The following is a 20,313-nucleotide window of genomic DNA, read 5'->3' on the forward strand; positions in this document are numbered from 1 at the left end:
ACAGATCCTTAAACGTAACGGCCGGCAGAGCCGATCACCACGACCAGCAAACCAAGCACAAGATTCAGTCCGACAAACATCCTTATCTGCCCTACCCGGCGCACGGCCTCATCGGTATCGTTACTCTCGACTGCTTTTTTGAGCCGACGAAAGGGTGCGAAATAAATATGCAGAAACAGCAGCATCATCAACAGCCCCAGCCCCTGCATGGCGTGAATGTGCCAGCCAGCGCCGGCCATGCCGCCGAAATAAGCGCCGATCATGCCGTAGCCGGTGACCAGCAGGACAATCACACAGGCCCAGACCCAACGGAAAAATACCGTCAGGGTGTGGCACCAGAGCACTGACCGCGGGCCGTGCTCAAGAGTTTTGGCCACAGCCGGTCGCAACACCACATAGGCGAAAAACATCCCGCCGACCCAAATCACCGCTGCCAGGGTATGCAACGCAACAAATAAACTCATCAGAACGTTCTCTTTATGTATTAAAGCAATGTAGCCGAACTATACCAGCAACCCGGTATTAATTTATTGCTTTACCTTGTTCGCGGTTGAAACCGCTTCTACGAACATAGTGGCAGGCTTGTGGGCTTTGGTGCGATTGGCAACCTTGTTCGCGGTTGAAACCGCTCCTACGGGTTCGTGCACCTTGCCTACTGTAGGAGCGACTTCAGTCGCGAATCTTTGGTTGGTAAAAAATCTCAGAGCAGATCCGTCACGGCGCCCAGGGAGGCGGAGCTGACTGTTTTGGCGTATTTGGCCAACACCCCGCGGCGGTATCGGGGCTCCGGGGGTGACCAGCGTTTGCGACGCTCCGCCAACTCCGGCTCGGACACCGCCAGCGCAATGGAATTGGAGTCCGCGTCGATGGTGATTTCATCGCCGTCTTCAACCAACGCTATGGGACCGCCCTCGGCGGCTTCCGGCGTAATGTGCCCAACCACAAAGCCGTGGCTGCCCCCGGAAAACCGGCCATCGGTAATCAGCGCTACATCGCTGCCCAGGCCTTTACCCATAATAGCCGACGTGGGAGTCAGCATTTCCCGCATGCCGGGCCCACCAACGGGGCCCTCATAGCGAATAACCAACACATCACCGGCGACGACGGTGCCGTCCATGATCCGTTCCTGGGCTTCCTCCTCGGAATGAAAAACCCGGGCCCGGCCGGTGAAACGGGTGCCTTCTTTGCCAGTAATTTTTGCCACCGCACCGGTGGGTGCCAGGTTGCCGTACAGAATGCGTAAGTGGCTGTCTTTTTTGATCGGTTCATCCAGAGCGTGGATGATATTCTGACTGTCCGGATAGGGGGCGACGTCTACCAGGTTCTCCGCCAGCGTCTGTCCTGTGACCGTCAGGCAGTCTCCGTGCAGCAAGCCCGCGTCCAGCAGCATCTTCATCAGCGGCTGAATACCACCAATGGCCACCAGCTCCGACATCATGTAGTGACCACTGGGGCGCAGGTCCGCCAGCACCGGCACCCGCTTGCCAATCCGGGTGAAATCCTCCAGCGACAACTCAACCCCAACGGTGCTGGCCATGGCCAACAGGTGCAACACCGCGTTGGTTGAACCACCAAGGGCAATCACCACAGTGATCGCATTTTCGAATGCCGGCTGCGTCATGATGTCCGATGGCTTCAGGTCCTTTTCCAGCAGGTTCAGTACGGCGGCACCCGCGGCCCGACAATCATCCAGCTTGGTCTGGGAAACAGCATTCTGGGCGGAACTGCCCGGCAGGCTCATACCCATAGCTTCTATGGCCGAAGCCATGGTGTTGGCGGTATACATGCCGCCACAGGAGCCAGGGCCGGGAATCGCGGTTTCTTCAATCTGCTTGACTTCAATCAGGTCCATATCGCCTTTGGCATAGGCGCCCACAGCCTCAAAAACCGAGATAATATCAGTATGGTTCTTACCGGGCTCAATGGTGCCGCCGTAGACAAACACCGAAGGACGGTTCAACCGGGCCAGGCCCATGACACAGCCGGGCATGTTCTTATCGCAGCCGCCGATGGCGACCAGACCGTCAAAGCCCTCGCAGCCTGCGGTGGTTTCGATAGAGTCGGCGATAACCTCCCGGGAGACCAGTGAATACTTCATACCCTCGGTCCCGTTCGCAATGCCGTCAGACACCGTGATGGTATTGAAGATCAGGCTCTTGCCACCGGCTTCATCCGCCCCGCGGCCAGCTTCCTCTGCCAGGCCATTGATGTGCATGTTGCAGGGCGTCAGATTGCTCCAGGTGGACGCAATACCTACCTGGGGTTTACAAAAATCCTCATCGGTAAATCCGACGGCTCTGAGCATGGCCCGGCTGGCAGATTTCCCGATCCCGTCTACCACCGGGGCGGAATGGCGGCGCTTGCTATTGTCAGTCATCATCGCTCTCTCTGTTGATCCTTGATTTTACACAGCATTCTCCGAACAGTCGCTAACTGCAAGCGCACCTTTGAAAACCGCAAATGCAATAGCATGAAGAATACTATAAAATATCCAAATTTTCAGCGTGTTACATACTACTTCACGACGTATCCAGATCCTAACCAGGCCAGCTTCTGAATGGACTCGACACCACCGCCCAACCATGATGACCCCGACGTGACCCTGCATCGCGAAGCGATCGGGCGTCCGAACGGTCACCGGCGGAGGGCTTTCTGGGTCGCAGTGCTGATGGTGGTGCTGGCCGTTCTTTATGGCCTGGCAGTAGCCGCCAACCAGGCCCATGGAGCCTCCGGTGGCAACTCTGCCACCCTGGAACTGATTGATAGCAACCTGAACAGCTCCCAGCTAACCACTACTTATACTGAACGTCCACTTGCCGAAATTCTCGCCACCGGAGCCTGGCGCGATAACGACTGGATAATTGCTCCGGACAACGGGGCCGGTCTGGGTTACCTGGACACCCCCGTCACCTTTCGTTTCAGCCTGAAAAACCCTACCCAGGTCCCCCTTGAGCGTTTTCTGATCGTGTCTGCACCCTTTCTCGATCGCATCACGCCGGTGGCTATAACTTCGGAGGACACCGTCCGGCGCATGCCCGCCATGGGGGATACCTACCCTTTCCATCAGCGCTTCTATGACTTGCCTCAATGGATCTGGCCGGTAACCATTCCGCCTCAGTCAGAAACCCTGTTCCTGTTTGAAGTCATCACTACCGGCCCTACCATGCTGCCCGTCTCAGTCAGGAGCGCCGATGCCCTGATCGGGTCCAGTGCCGGAGCTATCGCCGGGAAGGCCTTCCTTTACGGCTTGCTGATGTTCGCGCTGGCATTCAACCTGATTATGGTGGCTCTGTTGCGAACCCCCGCGATTGCCTGGCTCACGCTGCTGGTGGCTTCGGTGGTACACAGCCAATTGGTGATCGATGGCTTCGGGATGTGGTTGTTATGGCGTGACTGGCCGCTGATCAACAGCTTGATTTCGGTTTCGATACCGCTTTCCTTGGTGGCGTTGTGTCAGTTCACCCGCCACTTTCTGGCCCTTACCGGGCGTCAGGCTCTGGCATTGAACCTTCTGAGCCTGAGTGCACTTGTCATTCTTATTACCACCCCGTTCCAGGGCATGCTGCCAGGCCAGGGTACGCTTTTGGTAGTGGGACTTTTAACTTGCCTCTTCAGCCTGATATCGGCACTGCGCATAGTGCGGAAGAACATCTACGCCCGCTATTACGCGGCCGCCGTACTTGCCATCATTGCGGGCATTCTGTTGGCTTCCCTGCGCACGATCGGCTGGCTGCCGGTCAACGAGTTTACTAACTCCGGCTTCTATCTCGGAACTGCGCTGGCCTCCATCATTCTTACCATGGCAGTGGCACAGCGGCTGCTGGACGAGCGGCGGAGACGGCTCGGTGCCTTCGTCAAAGCGCGCCATGAACGAGAACTGAGAACACGGCTCGAGAGTGATTACGCTCGCCTGCTGACGACCCATCCGGTGACCCGAAAACCCAACCGCCCCATCCTGGAAGAGCATCTCGGGCGGCTTCACCAGAATGGAGAGGCCTACGGGTTGTGCCTGGTAAGGCTCGAACGTTACACCGAGATTGAACAAACCCTCGGCCACAAAGCGGCGGAACAACTACTGCGAATTTATCTGACCCGGTTTGACCGGTTTCTCAAGCACCACTACGCTGACCAACTTGTCATGATCCAGGGCTACGCTGTGGCTTCTATTGATACTGTAAGCCACGCTTTTGCCTTGCGGGTAGGACAGCACCAGCCGATGGCAGAATCTGCCTGGTTCGCCATCACCCGCTGGCTTGAAAGCAGTTTCAACGAGGGCCAGTACACCTTCAGCTGGAATCCCTCCCTTGGGCTGGCCTATGCACCCGAACACGGCAAAACCAGCTCAGACCTGCTGTCCTATGCAGGTTTTGCTGCCCTCAATCCAACCCATACCCTGACGGTGTATGACCCGGCTATCGCTGATCAGCAATATGAGCAACAGATGCTGATGCTGGACCTGGAAACGGCTCTCACCAACGATCAGATCCAACTGGCTTACCAGCCCAAAGTACGCGTGGCTGATGGCGAGATCACCTCCTACGAAGCATTGATCCGCTGGGAGCACCCGGATTTCGGACGCGTTCCGCCCGACCGTTGGATACCCATAGCCGAACAGATGGGGGTTATCCACCAAGTGACGCTATGGGTGCTTGGCCGCGCCTGTCAGGACTGGCATATCCTGACCAGAAAACACGATCTGAACCTGACCGTTGCCGTTAATATATCCGCACGGGATCTGAGCCACCCCGCATTTGATAAAACAGCTCTGGATATTCTCAGGCATCATGAGGTGACGCCAGGCAACGTAATACTGGAAATTACCGAGACAGCGGTGATGGTCAACACCAGCCAGGCCCGAGCCATGATCCGGGCTCTGAGCCGGGCTGGGTTCCGGATTGCGTTGGACGACTTTGGCACCGGTCACTCGTCCCTGAGCACGTTGGCAAGCTTTGAACTTGATGAACTCAAAATCGATCGCAGCTTTTTACAGAACATCACCCAGGACGCAACCCGCCAACGAATATTCCGCACGGCGGTGGAGCTGGGTGACGCTCTGGAGTTGAACATCACTGTGGAGGGCGTAGAAACCGAGGCTACTGCCCAGTGGCTGAAGCAGTTCCCCGGCCTTTACGGCCAGGGTTACTACTGGGGCTTTCCCAGCCACCTGGATTCGAATGGCGGCAGTTAGCCCTGAATAAACTGCGGGGCGAAGCCAAAGTTCCAGAGCAGAACCGAGCCAACCCGGGTCGCCACCAGAATCACCAATGCAACGGTCATTAAGGCGCCGGCATACATAATGGCCTGATCCTTGGGAATTCTCATCACGATGGGCAGGCCATCGTACATCAGGTAAGCGCCATACACCGTTGCTGCCAGGAAAACCATCGCATTGAACCAGGGCACCGGATACAGCAAAGCGAAGCCCGCGAGAAACAGTGGTGTGCACGAATATGACGCCAGCGCCAAAGCGTTTGATCGATCGTACTCTTCCTGGGCGCCATAGGTTTTAGCCATCCAGTTTATCGCATAACCCAACGCAAAAACGCCCACAATAATGGCTATATACGTCAACAGACTTAATTGAAAAGCACTGATTTCAGTCAGCTTGATCAGGCGTTCGTTGCCCACGGTCCAACCAAAATGAGCCGTTGAAATGTAAGCACAAATTGGCCCTATCAGTGCCAGGATCAACACGTATGCAACGTATAGCCGACGGGGGGGTGCGTGTTCTTTCCTGATCGAATCCCACTCCCGATCGGGATGAATAAACAAACCAAAAGCATGCCCTATAAGCATCGCCGTTCTCCTCTTTGTTGTTAAGCCTGATTACGCTCGTGCACCCACTCCGGATCAGACGGAATGACGCCAGACACCGCTCATGGCCGGACAGAATGCAGCAAAGCCGCTGTCAGGTTATTCAGTTCCTCAGGCGTCGAATGCTTCACTCGTTGAGAGCAACGTCAAAAATCTCATACCAGAACTTGTGACAAAAAATGAGTATAGAAGGTTTCTGAAACAATGTTTGCTGACCTACCCATTGAAACCCATGACTCGGCCCTCCATTAACTCACTACAGCTTTAACTTGCAGGATATTCATGCTCACCAACATGCCATTTTCATTGCTCGAACTTGCCTCCGTGCGAGAGGGCGATTCCGTCACTGCCACACTGGAAAATACCGTTGCCTATGCCCGACATGGCGAGGCGCTGGGATTTAACCGATTCTGGCTGGCAGAGCATCACAACATGGAAGGCATCAGCAGTTCGGCAACGTCGATCCTGATCGGCCATATTGCAGGCGCAACCCATTCGCTTCGGGTGGGCTCCGGTGGCGTGATGCTGCCGAATCACCCACCACTGGTCATTGCAGAACAGTTTGGCACCCTCGCAAGCCTGTATCCCGATCGCATTGACCTCGGGCTCGGCCGTGCCCCCGGCACCGACCCGATCACCAGCAGGGCATTGCGACGGGACGGTCTTGGGGCGGAGCAGTTCCCCAACGATGTGGGTGTCTTGCAGTCACTGCTTGGACCGTTACGGCCCGGCCAGCAGCTCAAAGCCATTCCCGGTGCAGGCACTGAGGTGCCCATCTGGCTGCTGGGCTCCAGTCTTTACAGCGCCCAGCTGGCCGCCATTAAAGGCTTGCCCTATGCCTTTGCCGGCCACTTTGCACCCCGCCTGTACCGCGAAGCCATTCAGGTGTATCGGGACAATTTCCAACCTTCCGAGAGCTTGTCAAAACCCTACGCCATGCTCTGCGTGCCCGCGGTTGCAGCCGACAGCAACGAAGAAGCCGCATTACTGGCCACCACAAGCTACCAGCGAATTCTGGCATTGTTCCGGGGCCAGCCGCTGTGGCTGAAACCCCCGGTAGAAACCATGGACGGGCTCTGGAGCCGTGAGGAGGAAGCCGGTGTTCGGGGCTTCCTTGATCTGCAAATCAAAGGCGACCGCGTGGCTGTCAAAAGCCAGCTGGAAGAGCTTCTCACTACTGTGAGGGTAGATGAACTGATGTTTACGGTGGATCTGTACGACCCTGAAAAGCGGCGCCATGCACTGGATATTCTGGCCTCAGTAAAAGCAGACTGATACCCGGGGCGACGCCCCCAACGATCACAGGGAAATCAGGCGTTACGGGGGTCGGTTTCCGCTACCATGGCCTGCTGAAGGTTGTGGTCGCGGAATGACAGCAAGCTCTCGATGCCCTGAAAATCCACAAGGGCCCGGAAATCCAGCCAGTCAATCAGGCAGAACAGGCAAATTGACGGATACTGCCAGTCGGTAAACTCGCCCGCATCCACCATGGCCGACAACGTGCGCAGACTCGTCATGATGCGTTCGCGCTGGAGGTTATAAAACAGCGCATCCTGCTCGATATCCAGGCCGGACCTTTTTGACAACAGCATCGTGACACAGGAATCGTTGGCCGCATCAATCAGCGTCAGCTGGTTTTCCTGATCCCAGCTCAGGCCGGCGAGGCCCAGCTTTACTCCCAGGTAACGGGCAATAACCCGGGAGTCATAAATTTCCTGACCCTCGTCATCCAGCACCGGAATTTTAAGCGCCGGGTTGTTTTTACGCAGCTCATCCCGCCCCTCTCCGTATATATCCAGGCTCACAAAATCATAAGGACGGCCTGCCAGCAGCAGCCGGGTACGCCGAACATAGGGGGATGTAGTTGAGCCTATCAGCTTCATGGAGCCTCCGGTTTATCGTATTATTGTGTGAGTGTCTGTAGCCATTTACAAGGCATCAGACCGGGTAAAAGGCAGTCCCGACAATATGGCATGGAGCGGGCACCCATGGCTAGTAGCTGAAAAAAACCAAACCAAAAGGATTCGGCCAATGAACATGATGCAACGACTCGCCGTTACAACAGCGGCTTCCCTTGCTTTCACCACGGCGGCTATTGCCGAGATTACGTCCGAAACCCTGGAGTATTCCGTCGATGGTGAGTCTTTCACCGGCTACATGGTTTACGACGACGCTATTGAGGGCGAGCGCCCGGGCATATTGGTGGTTCACGAGTGGTGGGGCCACAACGAATTTGCCCGCAGCCAGGCTGAAAAGCTGGCGGCAGAAGGCTACACGGCTTTTGCGCTGGATATGTATGGTTCCGGCAAGCTGGCAGAGCATCCTGATGACGCCAAGAAATTCATGCAGGCCACCATGGGCGACAAACAGGCACTCGAAGCCCGCTTCCGCGAGGCCATGAGTATTCTGCAGGACCATGAAACCGTTGACGAATCCCGGATTGCAGCCCAGGGTTACTGTTTTGGTGGCGCTGTGGTGCTCAACATGGCCCGACTCGGGCTTGATCTTGATGGCGTGGTCAGCCTGCACGGGTCCCTTGGCAGTGATATTCAGCCCGAACAAGGTGCGGTCACCGCCAGAATCCTGGCCTATACCGGTGGTGCTGACCCGTTTGTCCCAGTGGAACAGGTTACCGGTTTTGTCAGTGAAATGACCAAAGCCGGCGCGGACCTGAGCCTGACCGTGTTCCCGGGCGTCAAACATTCCTTCACCTCCGAAGCGGCTGACGAACTCGGAGAAAAGTTCGGTCTCCCCCTGGCCTATAACCAGGAAGCCGACAAACGCTCATGGCAAGGTACCATGGCGTTCTATAAAAGTATTTTCGCTCAATAAGCCCCTGCCCATGGCAGGGAGGTGCCATTAAGCTGATTGATGGCAGGCGCCACATTTGCGGCGCCTGCCATCAGCAAACCCTCAGCTCTCTTGACGAGCGGGCACGATGTTGGAGTCAGTGTCTGATTGTTGGCGGCCCAGGTAATACACCAACACCCCAGCGGTGATAAACATCACCCCGGTGTAAATCGCGGGGACCAGTGACATCCCATAGTTGTTCAGCATGCCCAACGCCAATACCATCGACAGGCCGCTGTTCTGAAGGCCGGTCTCCAGGGTGATCGAAATGCTTTGCTGACGGTTAAGGGCAAACAACCGGGCGCCGTAAAAGCCGATAAACATGGTGGACAGGTTCAGTAGCAACGCGACCGGTCCGGCACTGATGACCGAATCAATGAACGTCTCCCGCTGTTGGTAGACCAGGAAGGCAATCAACAAGGCCAGGAATATCACCGCAAAATACTTGACCCTTTGCTCAACGGCGATCGCAAGCGCCGGTTTGAAGCGCCGGACTGTCATACCGATTGAAATCGGGATAATCGTTAATAACACCAGGCTGGCCATGGTACGGCCGATCGGCAGCGCGAGTTCTTCGCTCTCACCCATAAAGTGGAGCAGCGATCCATTAACGATGAAGGGAATGGAAAACACCGTTACCACACTTGCGACCGCCGTCAGGGTCACCGACAACGCCACATCCCCCCTGGCGATGTGAGCGTAAAGATTTGAGGTGGTTCCCCCCGGGCAAACCACCAGCAACATCACGCCAACTGCAAGTTCTGGTGCAAGTGGTACCAGATTGGCGAGGCCAAAGCCAATCAGCGGCAACACTATCAGTTGGCAGCTGAGGCCAATGGCAACGGCCTTGGGGTAAGAAACTACACGCCTGAAATCATCAGGAACCAGAGATAATCCCATTCCCAGCATGATGAGAAACAACGAAATCGGTACTATCTGAACGTTAACAAGGTGGACGAGCTGTTCCGCACTCATGATTACTCCTGTGCCAAGCCGGTTTTGCCGGGGCAACGTCATAATATATTTTTATTTTTGGACCTGGTCACCGTCTGAAAGCAATGCACAGCTGCCAGACGAGAATTTCATCAGAGTCTAGCGGTTAGAAAGGCATGCGGGAAATTCATTTGCCGAATTGAAGGGCATAAAGGCAAAGCATAGAGGAGAAATTCAGGGCAATAAAAAAGGCAGCCGAGGCTGCCTTTTCCGAGAAGCTGTCTGTTATTTACAGAGCAACTACGTTCTCTGCCTGAGGACCTTTCTGGCCCTGAGTAACAGTGAACTCGACCTGCTGGCCTTCAGCCAGAGTCTTGAATCCTGAACCAGTGATGGCACTGTAGTGAACGAAAACGTCCGGGCCGGACTCACGAGTGATGAAACCAAAACCTTTTGCTTCGTTGAAGAACTTAACAGTACCGGTAGTAGTAGACATACTTAAACATTCCTGAAATCAATAATTTTTTCTGCCTGCATCCTCATGGACGACAGACGTTTACGGAAAAACGAGCACTTGCTGAATCAAAAACAGGACGATGAACTACTAACTACTGCGGTATACGTCTTATTCATGAACTGCTGAACTAATCTTTCCTACCCTTCAAACTTTACACTTTGTATCGGAGAATGCAAACATTTTTTCCATATGTAAGTACAGATACCAAGGCCCTGCCAGAGCGGTGACAGCTTCAGCTTTTGAGCAGGGTGTAGCCCATAAGGCCCAACGCCGTCATGGCAATAGAGCCCACCACGTGGAGCGAAATCCCTGCCAATGCCATCATCCATTTGCCTTCCTGCAGGGCGGCAAACATCTCCAGTGAGAACGTCGAAAATGTCGTCAGCGCCCCACACAGACCGGTAATCGCAAACAGGCGCCATTCGGGCGACAGGGTGGAGCCATGGCTGAAAAAACCGATCAGAAAACCCACAAGCCCGCCACCAATAAGATTGGCCACCAGGGTTCCGACGGGAATCGCATGATAACTGCTGTTGAGCCACAAGCTCAGTGCCCAGCGCAGGTTTGCGCCCACCACAGCCCCACCACTCACTGCGAGAACAGACAACCACATCCCGATGACTCCCGATGGATAAAGGAAAAAACCCGCGATCACCTGAATGTCGCGGGTTCAGGTTTCCTGCTTAGGCGGCGTTGTGGTTTATGACGGTCTCTTTGTTCTGGGCAAACGCATCAAACGGAAAGTCGTCAACACTCAGCATTTCGAGCACATCGGCTTCATACTTACGCATGAACTCGGCCTCTTCCTCGCTGAATATCTCGGCTTTCAGAGCTGCCTCGAAGCGCTCTTCGGGGTGCAACGCTTCCATCGGCAGCTCACCTTTGGCATACGCCTTGGTGGCCTTGCGATACAGCACTTCTGCTTTGTCGTAATCTCTCAGCAGCGCATTATAAGTGGCGACCGGGTTTTCCGCCGGACCCTCGCTTTCAGTCGACCAGATGCTTGCTGTGAGCTTGTGGCGAATCGGCGTATCCGTCGAGATCGCCCTTGCCAGAGCCCGGGTGGTGTCATCATGGGGTTTATCCCAGCGACGACCCAGCGGCATGGTAAGTGCCCGCAAAGCCCAGGCTACCGGACGATTCGGCAGATTCTGAAGGAACTCGTCAAGGGCGTTTTCAGTGCGATATAACAGCATCGCCAGGCTGTATTGCATGACTTCCCGCTCCCCGGTCACCGGCTGGCATTCATGCCAGTTTTTCAACACCATCGAGGCCAGGTAAAGGTTAGCCAGCATATCCCCAAGTCTTGCCGAAATCAGCTCGCGCATTTTCAATTGCGACCCCAGCGTCGTCATGGCCGCATCGGCACACAGTCCGAAAGCGGCACTGAAGCGGGCAACACCCTGGGCGTAGCGACTGGCAGCGCAGTCAAACGGCACATCGGCCTTACCGACGCCGAAGGCCTGCGTGAGAGCCCGGGCAGCGTTGCCAAAGATCAGGCCAGCATGACTGAAGAAGGCATCGTCAAAGGCATTGATATCATCGCTGTCTTTCGCCGCCAGTTCCCTCAACACATAGGGATGGCATCGAATGGCACCCTGCCCGAAGATCATCAGGCTGCGGGTCATGATATTGGCACCCTCAACCGTGATCGGGACGGCCGCACCACTGTAACCGATACCCAGATAGTTACGGGGGCCAAGGGTGACGCTTTTACCACCATGAACATCCATGGCATCGGTCAGAATGTTGCGCTGCATTTCGGTCAGGTGGTATTTGAGAATCGCGGACGGTACCGCGGGCTTTTCACCCTTGTCGATCATATTGGCGGTTTGATTGACCGCGGCCTGGGCGATATAGGTTTGGGCGGCAATACGAGCCAGGGGCTCCTGCACACCTTCCATATCAGCTATCGGCGAATTGAACTGGCGTCGGATCCGGGTGAAACCACCTGCCGTGCCAACCGAATAGGCTGCAGCACCGGCGGCGCCTGACGGCAGCGTGATACAACGCCCCACAGACAAGCACTCCACCAGCATACGCCAGCCTTCCCCGGCCATTTCCTGGCCACCGATCAGGTAGTCCATCGGGATGAAAACATCCTTGCCCTTGATCGGACCGTTCATGAACGGCGTGCCGATGGGACAATGGCGACGGCCGAGTTCCATGCCCTCGGTGTCTCGGGGAATCAGTGCACAGGTAATACCGAGGTCTTTTTCTTCGCCCAGCAAACCGTCGGGGTCAAACATGCGAAAGGCCAAACCAACCACTGTGGCTAATGGCGCAAGGGTGATCCAGCGCTTTTCAAAATTGAGCCTGAGGCCGACAACTTCCTCACCATTGAACTGGCCTTTGCAGACAATGCCGGTATCCGGCAAGGCCGTGGCATCGGACCCGGCACGGGGGCCGGTCAAGCCGAAGCAGGGGATCTCGCGGCCATCGGCCAGACGCGGCAAATAGTGTTTCTTCTGCTCTTCGGTACCGTATTTCAATAGCAGTTCACCGGGACCGAGCGAGTTGGGAACACCGACGGTGACCATCAGCGCTTCGTTACCGGCCAGACGTTGCAGGACAGCAGACTGGGCTTTGGCGGAAAATTCGAGGCCGCCATACTCCTTCGGAATGATCATTCCGAAAAATTTTTCTTTCTTGAGGAATTCCCAAAGCTCGGGCGGCAGATCCGCGCGCTCGACCGCAATATCCCATGCGTTGCACATGGAGGCTGCCTTGACACACTGGTTGTCCACGAACGCCTGTTCCTCTTCGGTCAGCCCGGTATTACGGTTGATCAGCAAATTGTGCCAGTCCGGCTGACCGGTAAAGAGCTCGCCATCCCAGCCCACGGTGCCGGCGTCAAGTGCTACTTTCTCGGTATCGGAAACCTTCGGGGCAACTTCCTTGAACATGGCGAAAACACGAGGAGTCAGCCAGCTCCTGCGCAGCTCAGTCAGGCCGCAGACCGCGGTCAGAGCCGCACCGACCAGCAACACAAAGGCCAGCCAGCCAGAGGCGAAAATCAGGGACACAAACCCCACCCCGGCCATAACGCCGATGGCAGCCTTGGCGCCTGACTCCCGGCGCATAACGATCAACAGTCCGGCGATCGCAACCACAAATAGAATGAACGTCATCATAGGCACTCTCTTTCATCCGTGTTCAAAGTAGGTCAGGCAATTAACGCCCGTGATGGGACTACGACTAAAGTACATTATTGGATGTCGCCCTACCAGTTTACCCGAGGCCAGCCCCTCAGGCTGTGACGACCACCCGAATTCCCTCCAGAGCCATGCTGGCGCGGTCAATGGCGGCTTCCGCAGCCGCCAGCTGATCGCTGAAAAACTGCACTTCTTCATCCCGGATGGCAGGATTGTGGCGCCGCAGGGATTCCAGTCGCCTTATTTCCGGCTGCAAAAACTCCCTCACCCGCTGGCGCGCAGCATCTCGCAATGGCTCAAGCCGCTCTGCCGCCAGCCCGTCACAGTGATCAACCATGGTTTCCACCTCGGCTCTTATCCGGGGCACGATCGCCTGGGCCGTGCGACGCCGGATATTGGCACACAGCTCGTTCAGCCGGTCGTGGGGCAATGCTTCTGACAGGTTACGCCCGCTGACATCCACCAGCAGACGGACTGGTGATACCGGCAGATACCGTGTCAACTGGAGGGCTTCCGGGGCCGGGCAATGCACCGTATAAAGGGCTTCCAGCAGCAGAGTCCCTGCCCGCAGGCTCTTCACAGACAGACTGGCCAGCGCGGCCTTACCCAGATCTGAACTGGTGACGGCATCCATAACGCCGGTCACCATCGGGTGCTCCCAACTCAGAAAGCTCATGTCCTCCCGCTCCAGCGCCTGTTGACGATTCCAGGTCACGGTCACGCCATCCTCGGGTAATTCGGGGAAATGCCCGGTCAACATGTGCTCGCCGGGACGCAGAATATCGATATCATCAGAGTGGTAGTCTACGTCAACACCGAAGATATCGAACGCCTCCATCATGTATTCCTTGACCTGGGCCGACGATTCTTCATCTTCGATCCGCTCGATCAGGGCATCCGCCTGGTCACGGCGGCAGGAGTTGAGCTCAATCAACGCGTCCCGGCCCTGCTGCAACATGGCTCTCAGGCGAGCGGCCTCTTGTGCGGTCGCCGCGATCAGGCCGTCAAGATCGGCGTTTTCGAGCTCCAGCGCGGCGCGCCACTGATCCTTTACGGTTTCCCGGACCGCTACGCCTACCGCATTGCTTTGGGTAAACGCCTGCAGCCCTTCATCAAACCAGCGGAACTGAACCTGCTGAACCGTGTTTTCGAGATACGGCACGTGAATGCTGATGGTTTCTGCCTGCCCGATCCGGTCAAGCCTGCCGATGCGTTGCTCAAGCAGGTCCGGATTGGCCGGCAGGTCAAACAGGATTAAATGATGGGCAAACTGGAAGTTGCGGCCTTCACTGCCTATTTCCGAACAGATCAACGCCTGAGCGCCCTGCCCGCTCTCCGCGAAATACGCGGCGGCCCGGTCCCGCTCGATCAGGCTCAGATGTTCGTGGAACGCCGCGCTCCGGATGCCGGCACGCAGCTGCAGATGCATCTCCAGCGCCATGGCGGTTTCGGCATGAGCGCAGATGACCACCACCTTGGCGGGTCTGAGACTGACCAGGGTTTGCTCGAGCCAGGCGACACGCGGATCCTCAGCCAGCCAGGTCTCATCCGGCACCATTTGCTCGGGCGTCAACGCTGCCAGACCAAGCTTCTGCTCAGGCTGGGAGTAGATGTCAGGGCAACTTAGCGGCGCCGGCCTGAGCTGGCGCTCAGGAAAACCGCGAATTGCCGCCCGGGTATTTCGGAACAGCACCCGACCGGTGCCGTGACGATCAAGCAGTGCATTGACAATCGCGGATACCGGATCTGCGACAGCCAGCAGCTCATCCAGCTCCGCTCCCAGCCATTGCCGAAGAATTTCTTGCTGAGCCCGACCCGGCGACGCGTTGGCATCCAACAGTTCACGGACTACCTGATTGACCTGCTCATAGTCGGCTTCCTGCGCCTGAAACGCTGCAAGATCATGAAAACGGGCCGGATCCAGCAGGCGCAAACGGGCAAAGTGACTGGCCACACCCACCTGTTCAGGAGTGGCAGTTAACAGCAACAGCCCTTTGGTCTCGTTTGCCAGCGCCTCGATGGTTTCGTACTCGGCGCTGGCCGCTTCCGGTGTCCAGGCCAGATGGTGGGCTTCATCGACCACCATCAGATCCCATCCTGCCGCGACAGCATCGGCTTTGGCGCCCGGGTAATGGGTCAGGAAACTGAGACTGCAGAGCACCAGTTGTTCACTCTCGAACGGATTGCTGTCGAGTTCCGCTTCCTCACCCAGCAGATCATCCAGTTCGGGAATCGCTTCATAGCGCGACTCATCCACAATGGAAAAACGCAGGTTGAATCGGCGCAGCATCTCGACCAGCCACTGGTGTATCAGGGAGTCCGGCACCACAATCAACACTCGGCGTGCCCGCTCAGTATGGAGCTGATAATGCAGGATGAGACCGGCCTCAATGGTTTTGCCCAGCCCGACCTCATCCGCCAGCAATACACGGGGCGCGTGGCGGCGGGCGACTTCGTGGGCGATGTAGACCTGATGAGGCAAGTGCTGGGTACGGGCGCCGATCAGGCCCTGTACTGGCGAAGCACGCAGGCGATCCTGATGCTGCACCGTGGCCAACCTCAGACGAAACGCGCCACTGCGATCAAACTGCCCGGCAAACAGACGCTGGTGAGGTTCGGTAAAGTGCACGTAGCTGTTGAGCCTTACCTCGGAAATCACCCTCAGTTCGGCATCCGCAGTTTCGCCGTGATACATCAGCACGCCGGCAACTTCCTCAACCGCTTTGACCGTAAGGTGTTCGCCCTCAAAGGTTTCTATGGCCTCGCCAGGCTGATAGCGAACCCGCGCCAGTGGAGCGCTATCAATAGCGTAGGTGCGCTCTTCGTCGATGGCAGGGAAACCCAGGGTGACCCGACGACCGGAGACATCGGTTACAATCCCCAGACCCAGGCCGGTATCACTGTGGCTGACCCAACGCTGGCCAATTACAAAATCTGTGTTGTCCAAAAAACCTCCAGACAGGTTTTAAACATAAGAATGATATTCATCACTTCAACGCCGGCTGGCCCGACGTCTCGCGTACCCAATAGGCTGTTGCGCCACAAACTGCCGCTGGCACCACAAAAAGATTCAACACCGGGACCATTGCCCCCAGAGCAACCGGCAGGCCAAACCCCAACGCCGTCAGCCGCGTGTCTTGCAGGTTAAGTTTCAGGCTTTTGAAACTGACCCGGTGATTGTCCGCTGGATAGTCAACATATTGCAGCGCCATCATCCAGCAGTTGAAGGCGAACCACAGGGCAGCGGCGACCAGATTAACCACCGGGATCAGGCCCAGGATAAGCAACCCCAGAGCCCGAGGCAGGTAGTACAAAATCTTCTGGATTTCGCGCCCGAGTGCCCGCGGGATGTCCCGGACAATCTGCCCCCAGCCGCCTTCCGTACTGACTTCCTGTCCAGTCAGGTGCTTTTCAGTCAACTCTGACAAATAACCGTAGAAAGGCGACCCGATAAGATTGGCGATGATAACAAAGCCGTAGGCAAGCATTAACAGAATGACAACGCCATACAGAATCCAGAATAGCCAGTCGAGGCTCTGCAACCAGGCCCAGTCCGGCAGCATACCCATGGCGGAGGCAATCAGTACTCCGAAGAATTCGGCGAGCAGATAGAACAGCGCACCGAACAGCAGGATATTAAGCAGCAGAGGAATCATCACGAACAAACGCAGGCCGGGCTGGCGAATCAGGCGAAAACCTTCACCCAGATACCCCAAGCCTCTGAAAAAATTACCCTTTACCATGGCGCCCTGACCTCTATTTTGCGGTTGGTTAATGGTAATAATGGGGCGCAGAGCATACCATGTCGCGACGTTTACGGCAGCCGGAAGTACCCAATGACCCTGAAAAATCACCTCTTCACCCTGTTGTCCTGCCAACCTCTTTGGCGAGCGGCCCTGATGATTTCCGTTATTGCCGTGATTTACCTGGCCACCACCAGTCAGGCCTACCCGGTGCCGGCGGCGGCCAACGACAAGACCAACCACTTCATCGCATTTATGGAGCTTACTCTGCTGGCGTTTCTGGCCTGGCCCGGGGCTCGGCTTCTCTATGTTGTGCCACCCATGCTGGTGTTCGGTCTACTTATCGAATTGACCCAAAGCTTTTTGCCCTACCGCGAATTTTCAATAATGGATGTAGCCGCCGACGCCGTTGGTGTGGCCGCTGGCATTGTAATCTGGCACCTGTTGCTCCGGAAAATCGTTTTGGTGAACTCAACGGATTAGCGATATTCGCCCATCTTGATGTGCGATTTTTCCTACGCCGGCTGTAGGATAATTCTGCGAACTGCCGTGCGCAGAACGATTAATCCCAGTCAGGTAGATTTTAACCTATTGAACAAAAACAGTTTGTTTATTAAATCCGAAAACCATGAATGTACGTTAATGCAGACGTCACACGATTGTTATCTGCAGATTGCTATAGTGGCGGTGTCAGGGATGACAAGGAACTGGACGAAGCATTGGACGTGTCCTCACAGGATGTGAGGGGAAGCAAGGATGGTATGGACGCAAGGCTTAAGGGATAACCATTTGGATCGCCGGCTCGGATGCTGGCGCCACGGAGCTGGCCTCAGGATTAGATAGCGACACGGTAGTTGCAACCGTCGCAAGGACGCGTCGACCTGTTCCGACCAAAGGGCAACATATGTTGCCCTTTTTTTTTCAGTTATACTCCCGCCTTAATCAATGCTTCACCGGTTGCCGCAGATGACGTCCAGATCAGACACTGATGATTACCTCTCGCTTTTCCTCAACGATGTGCCCCTTATGGATGTCCGCGCCCCGGTTGAATTCGGCAAAGGCAGTTTTCCCCTCGCCCTGAATGCACCGCTGATGAATGATGAAGAGCGCCATCGGGTAGGTATTTGTTACAGGGAAAAAGGCCAGGACCAGGCAATCGTGCTAGGTCACCAGCTGGTTTCCGGGGATATCAAAGCTGCCCGGATTGCAGCGTGGAAGCGCTTTGCCATCCAGAATCCTGACGGCTACCTGTACTGTTTTCGCGGTGGGCTTCGCTCACGACTGACCCAGCAATGGTTGCGAGACGCAGGCATTGAGTACCCGATCATCACGGGCGGCTATAAAGCCCTTCGACGCTTCCTTATTGATCAGCTTGAAGCGGTGATCGCAAGCGAAACCTTTACTCTGGTCAGCGGCAGGACCGGCACAGGCAAAACCCGTCTGCTGAACAACCTGCCCAGCTCCGTTGATCTAGAAGGTCTGGCGAACCATCGTGGCTCCAGCTTCGGTCGTCAGATAACACCACAGCCTACCCAGATCGATTTCGAGAACCACCTGTCCATCGCGCTGTTGAAAACGGCTCATCAACCGCATCGCAGCATCTTTCTGGAAGACGAAAGTCGTCTGGTGGGCCGTTGTTGTCTGCCAGACAGCCTCGGGGCCCGGATGATGGCAGCGCCCATGATGGTCCTTGAGCGCCCGATCGAAGAGCGCACGGCCATTATCAAGGAGGATTATGTGATCGACATGGCCAGAGATTTTATCGGACGGGACGGTGAGGAAGCCGGCTGGCTCAATTTCCGGGACTATCTCCTGAACGCCCTGGAACGGCTCCGCAAGCGGCTTGGGGGCGACCGTTACGCGCACCTGAGATCCACCATGGAAGCAGCGCTGGACCTTCAGCAAACCAGCGGTGACCTCGGAGGTCACGATGAGTGGATTCAAGCCCTTCTGAAGGACTATTACGATCCGATGTACGACTACCAGTTGGGTCAGAAACAGGGCCGCGTCGTCATCAGCGGTGGCCCGGAGACCTTGCTGAACTGGACGCAACAGAGCGCTTGATGGCCGTTGCGGCTAACTGTCTGCCGGCCTGCGGCGCCCATTGATCACTGTTATCTGTTATAACAATTCCGAACCCTGGCATCGGGCCGGGCATCTTATTGCCAGGCAAGTACGTATCCAGCGTGTGCCCTTTCGCAATACCAAAAATGAACCGAGAACAAGGAGTCTTTATGGAAAACCTATTGAATGGTGATGGCCAGGCAGCGGAGTTGCTGCAGCAAGCCATTGCCATGATCATGACTTATGCGCCGAAAGTGCTGCTTGCCATCGTAACGCTGGTGATCGGTCTCTGGCTGATCAACCGCTTCATTAACATACTCGACAAGAAGCTGGGCGCCAGGGACCCCACTCTCAACAAATTCGTGTGTGGCTTGATCGGGGTGATATTCAAAGTCCTGCTGTTTATCTCGGTCGCGTCCATGATCGGCATCGCAACCACCTCGTTTATCGCTGTCATCGGTGCTGCCGGCCTGGCTATCGGCCTGGCATTGCAGGGCAGTCTGGCCAATTTCGCAGGTGGTGTGCTGATTCTGATCTTCAAACCATTCAAAGTCGGCGACACCATTGAAGCACAGGGTTTTCTGGGCGCTGTAGCCGAAATCCAGATTCTCTACACGGTCGTGAACACCTTTGATAACCGTCGCATCGTGATACCCAATGGCAGCTTGTCCAACGCCACGCTGATCAACGTCAGCATCTACTCGACCCGCCGTTGCGATATGACTTTTGGCATCCATTACAACGATGATATCGACAAGGCCAAAGCCATTATCAAACGGCTGATTGAAGAAGACGAGCGTTCGCTGACCGATCCTCCACCGCGCATTGCCGTGGGCAGCCTTGGCGATAACTCCGTCAACCTGATCGTGCGCCCCTGGGTGCCCACCGATGATCTGTGGCCGTATTACTGGGATATGCAGGAGAAGGTCAAGAAAGCCTTTGATGCTGAAGGTATTACCATTCCCTTCCCCCAGCGCGATGTGCACATGTACCAGGAAAAATAACGGCCGGGTAGCCGTCCACCCGGGGCTGGATCATCAGCTCCGGACTGGTTTTTTTCGCATTCTTCCAAACCTCGACTAAGCTCACTAAAGAACGCCCAGAAGGAAGCCGCTGACGCAAAAAATTTGCGGGCAGGTGGTTTCCCCAGCCCCCGGGGCCGACCGGTTGTTTGAGCTTCAGCGCAACAGGTATCAGGGCTCGGGATACGCTGTCATTGCTGGTAGGAGGTTGTCAC

General features: G+C 56.0%; 16 protein-coding genes. 6 read left to right on the top strand and 10 right to left on the bottom strand.

Annotated features, from left to right (window positions below; genetic code table 11):
* Window positions 1-8: 8 nt before the first annotated feature.
* The gene (locus F6Y09_RS03345; protein ID WP_152205482.1) at window positions 9-464 is read right to left on the bottom strand and encodes a CopD family protein; all 456 of its coding nucleotides are present in this window, start codon (window positions 462-464) and stop codon (window positions 9-11) included.
* Between the two features lie 236 nt (window positions 465-700).
* Complete coding sequence (gene ilvD, locus F6Y09_RS03350) at window positions 701-2,377, bottom strand: dihydroxy-acid dehydratase (RefSeq protein ID WP_152205971.1); 1,677 nt, start codon at window positions 2,375-2,377, stop codon at window positions 701-703.
* A gap of 180 nt (window positions 2,378-2,557) precedes the next feature.
* On the opposite strand from ilvD, the gene F6Y09_RS03355 reads away from it, so the two are divergent.
* The gene (locus F6Y09_RS03355; RefSeq protein WP_152205483.1) at window positions 2,558-5,188 is read left to right on the top strand and encodes an EAL domain-containing protein; all 2,631 of its coding nucleotides are present in this window, start codon (window positions 2,558-2,560) and stop codon (window positions 5,186-5,188) included.
* Here the strand turns inward: F6Y09_RS03355 and F6Y09_RS03360 are convergent.
* A complete protein-coding gene (locus F6Y09_RS03360) occupies window positions 5,185-5,796 on the bottom strand; it encodes a Yip1 family protein (RefSeq protein WP_152205484.1) in 612 nt (203 codons plus the stop codon). The two genes, F6Y09_RS03355 and F6Y09_RS03360, sit on opposite strands and share 4 nt — an antisense overlap.
* 300 nt (window positions 5,797-6,096) lie before the next feature.
* Here F6Y09_RS03360 and F6Y09_RS03365 point away from each other — a divergent pair, with 300 nt between their 5' ends.
* The gene (locus F6Y09_RS03365; RefSeq protein WP_218944087.1) at window positions 6,097-7,089 is read left to right on the top strand and encodes an LLM class flavin-dependent oxidoreductase; all 993 of its coding nucleotides are present in this window, start codon (window positions 6,097-6,099) and stop codon (window positions 7,087-7,089) included.
* 35 nt (window positions 7,090-7,124) lie between these two features.
* Here F6Y09_RS03365 and F6Y09_RS03370 read toward each other — a convergent pair whose 3' ends face one another.
* Entirely contained in the window at window positions 7,125-7,697 is a 573-nt protein-coding gene (locus F6Y09_RS03370) for a glutathione S-transferase family protein (protein WP_152205485.1), read from the bottom strand.
* Window positions 7,698-7,845: 148 nt separating this feature from the next.
* On the opposite strand from F6Y09_RS03370, the gene F6Y09_RS03375 reads away from it, so the two are divergent.
* Entirely contained in the window at window positions 7,846-8,646 is an 801-nt protein-coding gene (locus F6Y09_RS03375) for a dienelactone hydrolase family protein (RefSeq protein ID WP_152205486.1), read from the top strand.
* A gap of 81 nt (window positions 8,647-8,727) precedes the next feature.
* On the opposite strand, the gene F6Y09_RS03380 is transcribed toward F6Y09_RS03375, so the two are convergent.
* The 6 genes from F6Y09_RS03380 to cysZ all read right to left on the bottom strand — a co-directional run bounded on the left by F6Y09_RS03380 (window position 8,728) and on the right by cysZ (window position 17,012).
* Window positions 8,728-9,639, bottom strand: coding sequence for a bile acid:sodium symporter family protein (locus F6Y09_RS03380; RefSeq protein WP_152205487.1), 912 nt, complete (start codon window positions 9,637-9,639; stop codon window positions 8,728-8,730).
* A gap of 247 nt (window positions 9,640-9,886) precedes the next feature.
* Window positions 9,887-10,093 (bottom strand): cold-shock protein, encoded by a 207-nt coding sequence (locus F6Y09_RS03385; protein WP_152205488.1) that lies wholly within the window; start codon window positions 10,091-10,093, stop codon window positions 9,887-9,889.
* Between the two features lie 253 nt (window positions 10,094-10,346).
* Window positions 10,347-10,727: a fluoride efflux transporter CrcB gene (gene crcB, locus F6Y09_RS03390; protein WP_152205489.1), complete on the bottom strand. Its 381-nt coding sequence runs from the start codon at window positions 10,725-10,727 to the stop codon at window positions 10,347-10,349.
* 70 nt (window positions 10,728-10,797) lie between these two features.
* Window positions 10,798-13,245: an acyl-CoA dehydrogenase gene (locus F6Y09_RS03395; RefSeq protein WP_218944110.1), complete on the bottom strand. Its 2,448-nt coding sequence runs from the start codon at window positions 13,243-13,245 to the stop codon at window positions 10,798-10,800.
* Between the two features lie 118 nt (window positions 13,246-13,363).
* Window positions 13,364-16,216, bottom strand: a complete 2,853-nt coding sequence (rapA, locus tag F6Y09_RS03400; RefSeq protein WP_152205491.1) for an RNA polymerase-associated protein RapA — start codon at window positions 16,214-16,216, stop codon at window positions 13,364-13,366.
* A 40-nt stretch (window positions 16,217-16,256) separates the two neighbouring features.
* Window positions 16,257-17,012 carry a sulfate transporter CysZ gene (gene cysZ / locus F6Y09_RS03405; protein WP_152205492.1) on the bottom strand — a complete coding sequence of 252 codons (756 nt, stop codon included), beginning with the start codon at window positions 17,010-17,012 and terminating at the stop codon, window positions 16,257-16,259.
* Between the two features lie 93 nt (window positions 17,013-17,105).
* On the opposite strand from cysZ, the gene F6Y09_RS03410 reads away from it, so the two are divergent.
* From F6Y09_RS03410 to F6Y09_RS03420, 3 genes are all read left to right on the top strand, one after another.
* A complete protein-coding gene (locus F6Y09_RS03410; RefSeq protein ID WP_152205493.1) occupies window positions 17,106-17,495 on the top strand; it encodes a VanZ family protein in 390 nt (129 codons plus the stop codon).
* 483 nt (window positions 17,496-17,978) lie between these two features.
* Entirely contained in the window at window positions 17,979-19,076 is a 1,098-nt protein-coding gene (gene mnmH / locus F6Y09_RS03415; protein WP_152205494.1) for a tRNA 2-selenouridine(34) synthase MnmH, read from the top strand.
* A gap of 170 nt (window positions 19,077-19,246) precedes the next feature.
* Window positions 19,247-20,080, top strand: coding sequence for a mechanosensitive ion channel family protein (locus tag F6Y09_RS03420; protein WP_152205495.1), 834 nt, complete (start codon window positions 19,247-19,249; stop codon window positions 20,078-20,080).
* Window positions 20,081-20,313 lie beyond the last annotated feature (233 nt).

The organism is Marinobacter changyiensis (assembly GCF_009193265.1).
GTDB lineage: Bacteria > Pseudomonadota > Gammaproteobacteria > Pseudomonadales > Oleiphilaceae > Marinobacter > Marinobacter changyiensis.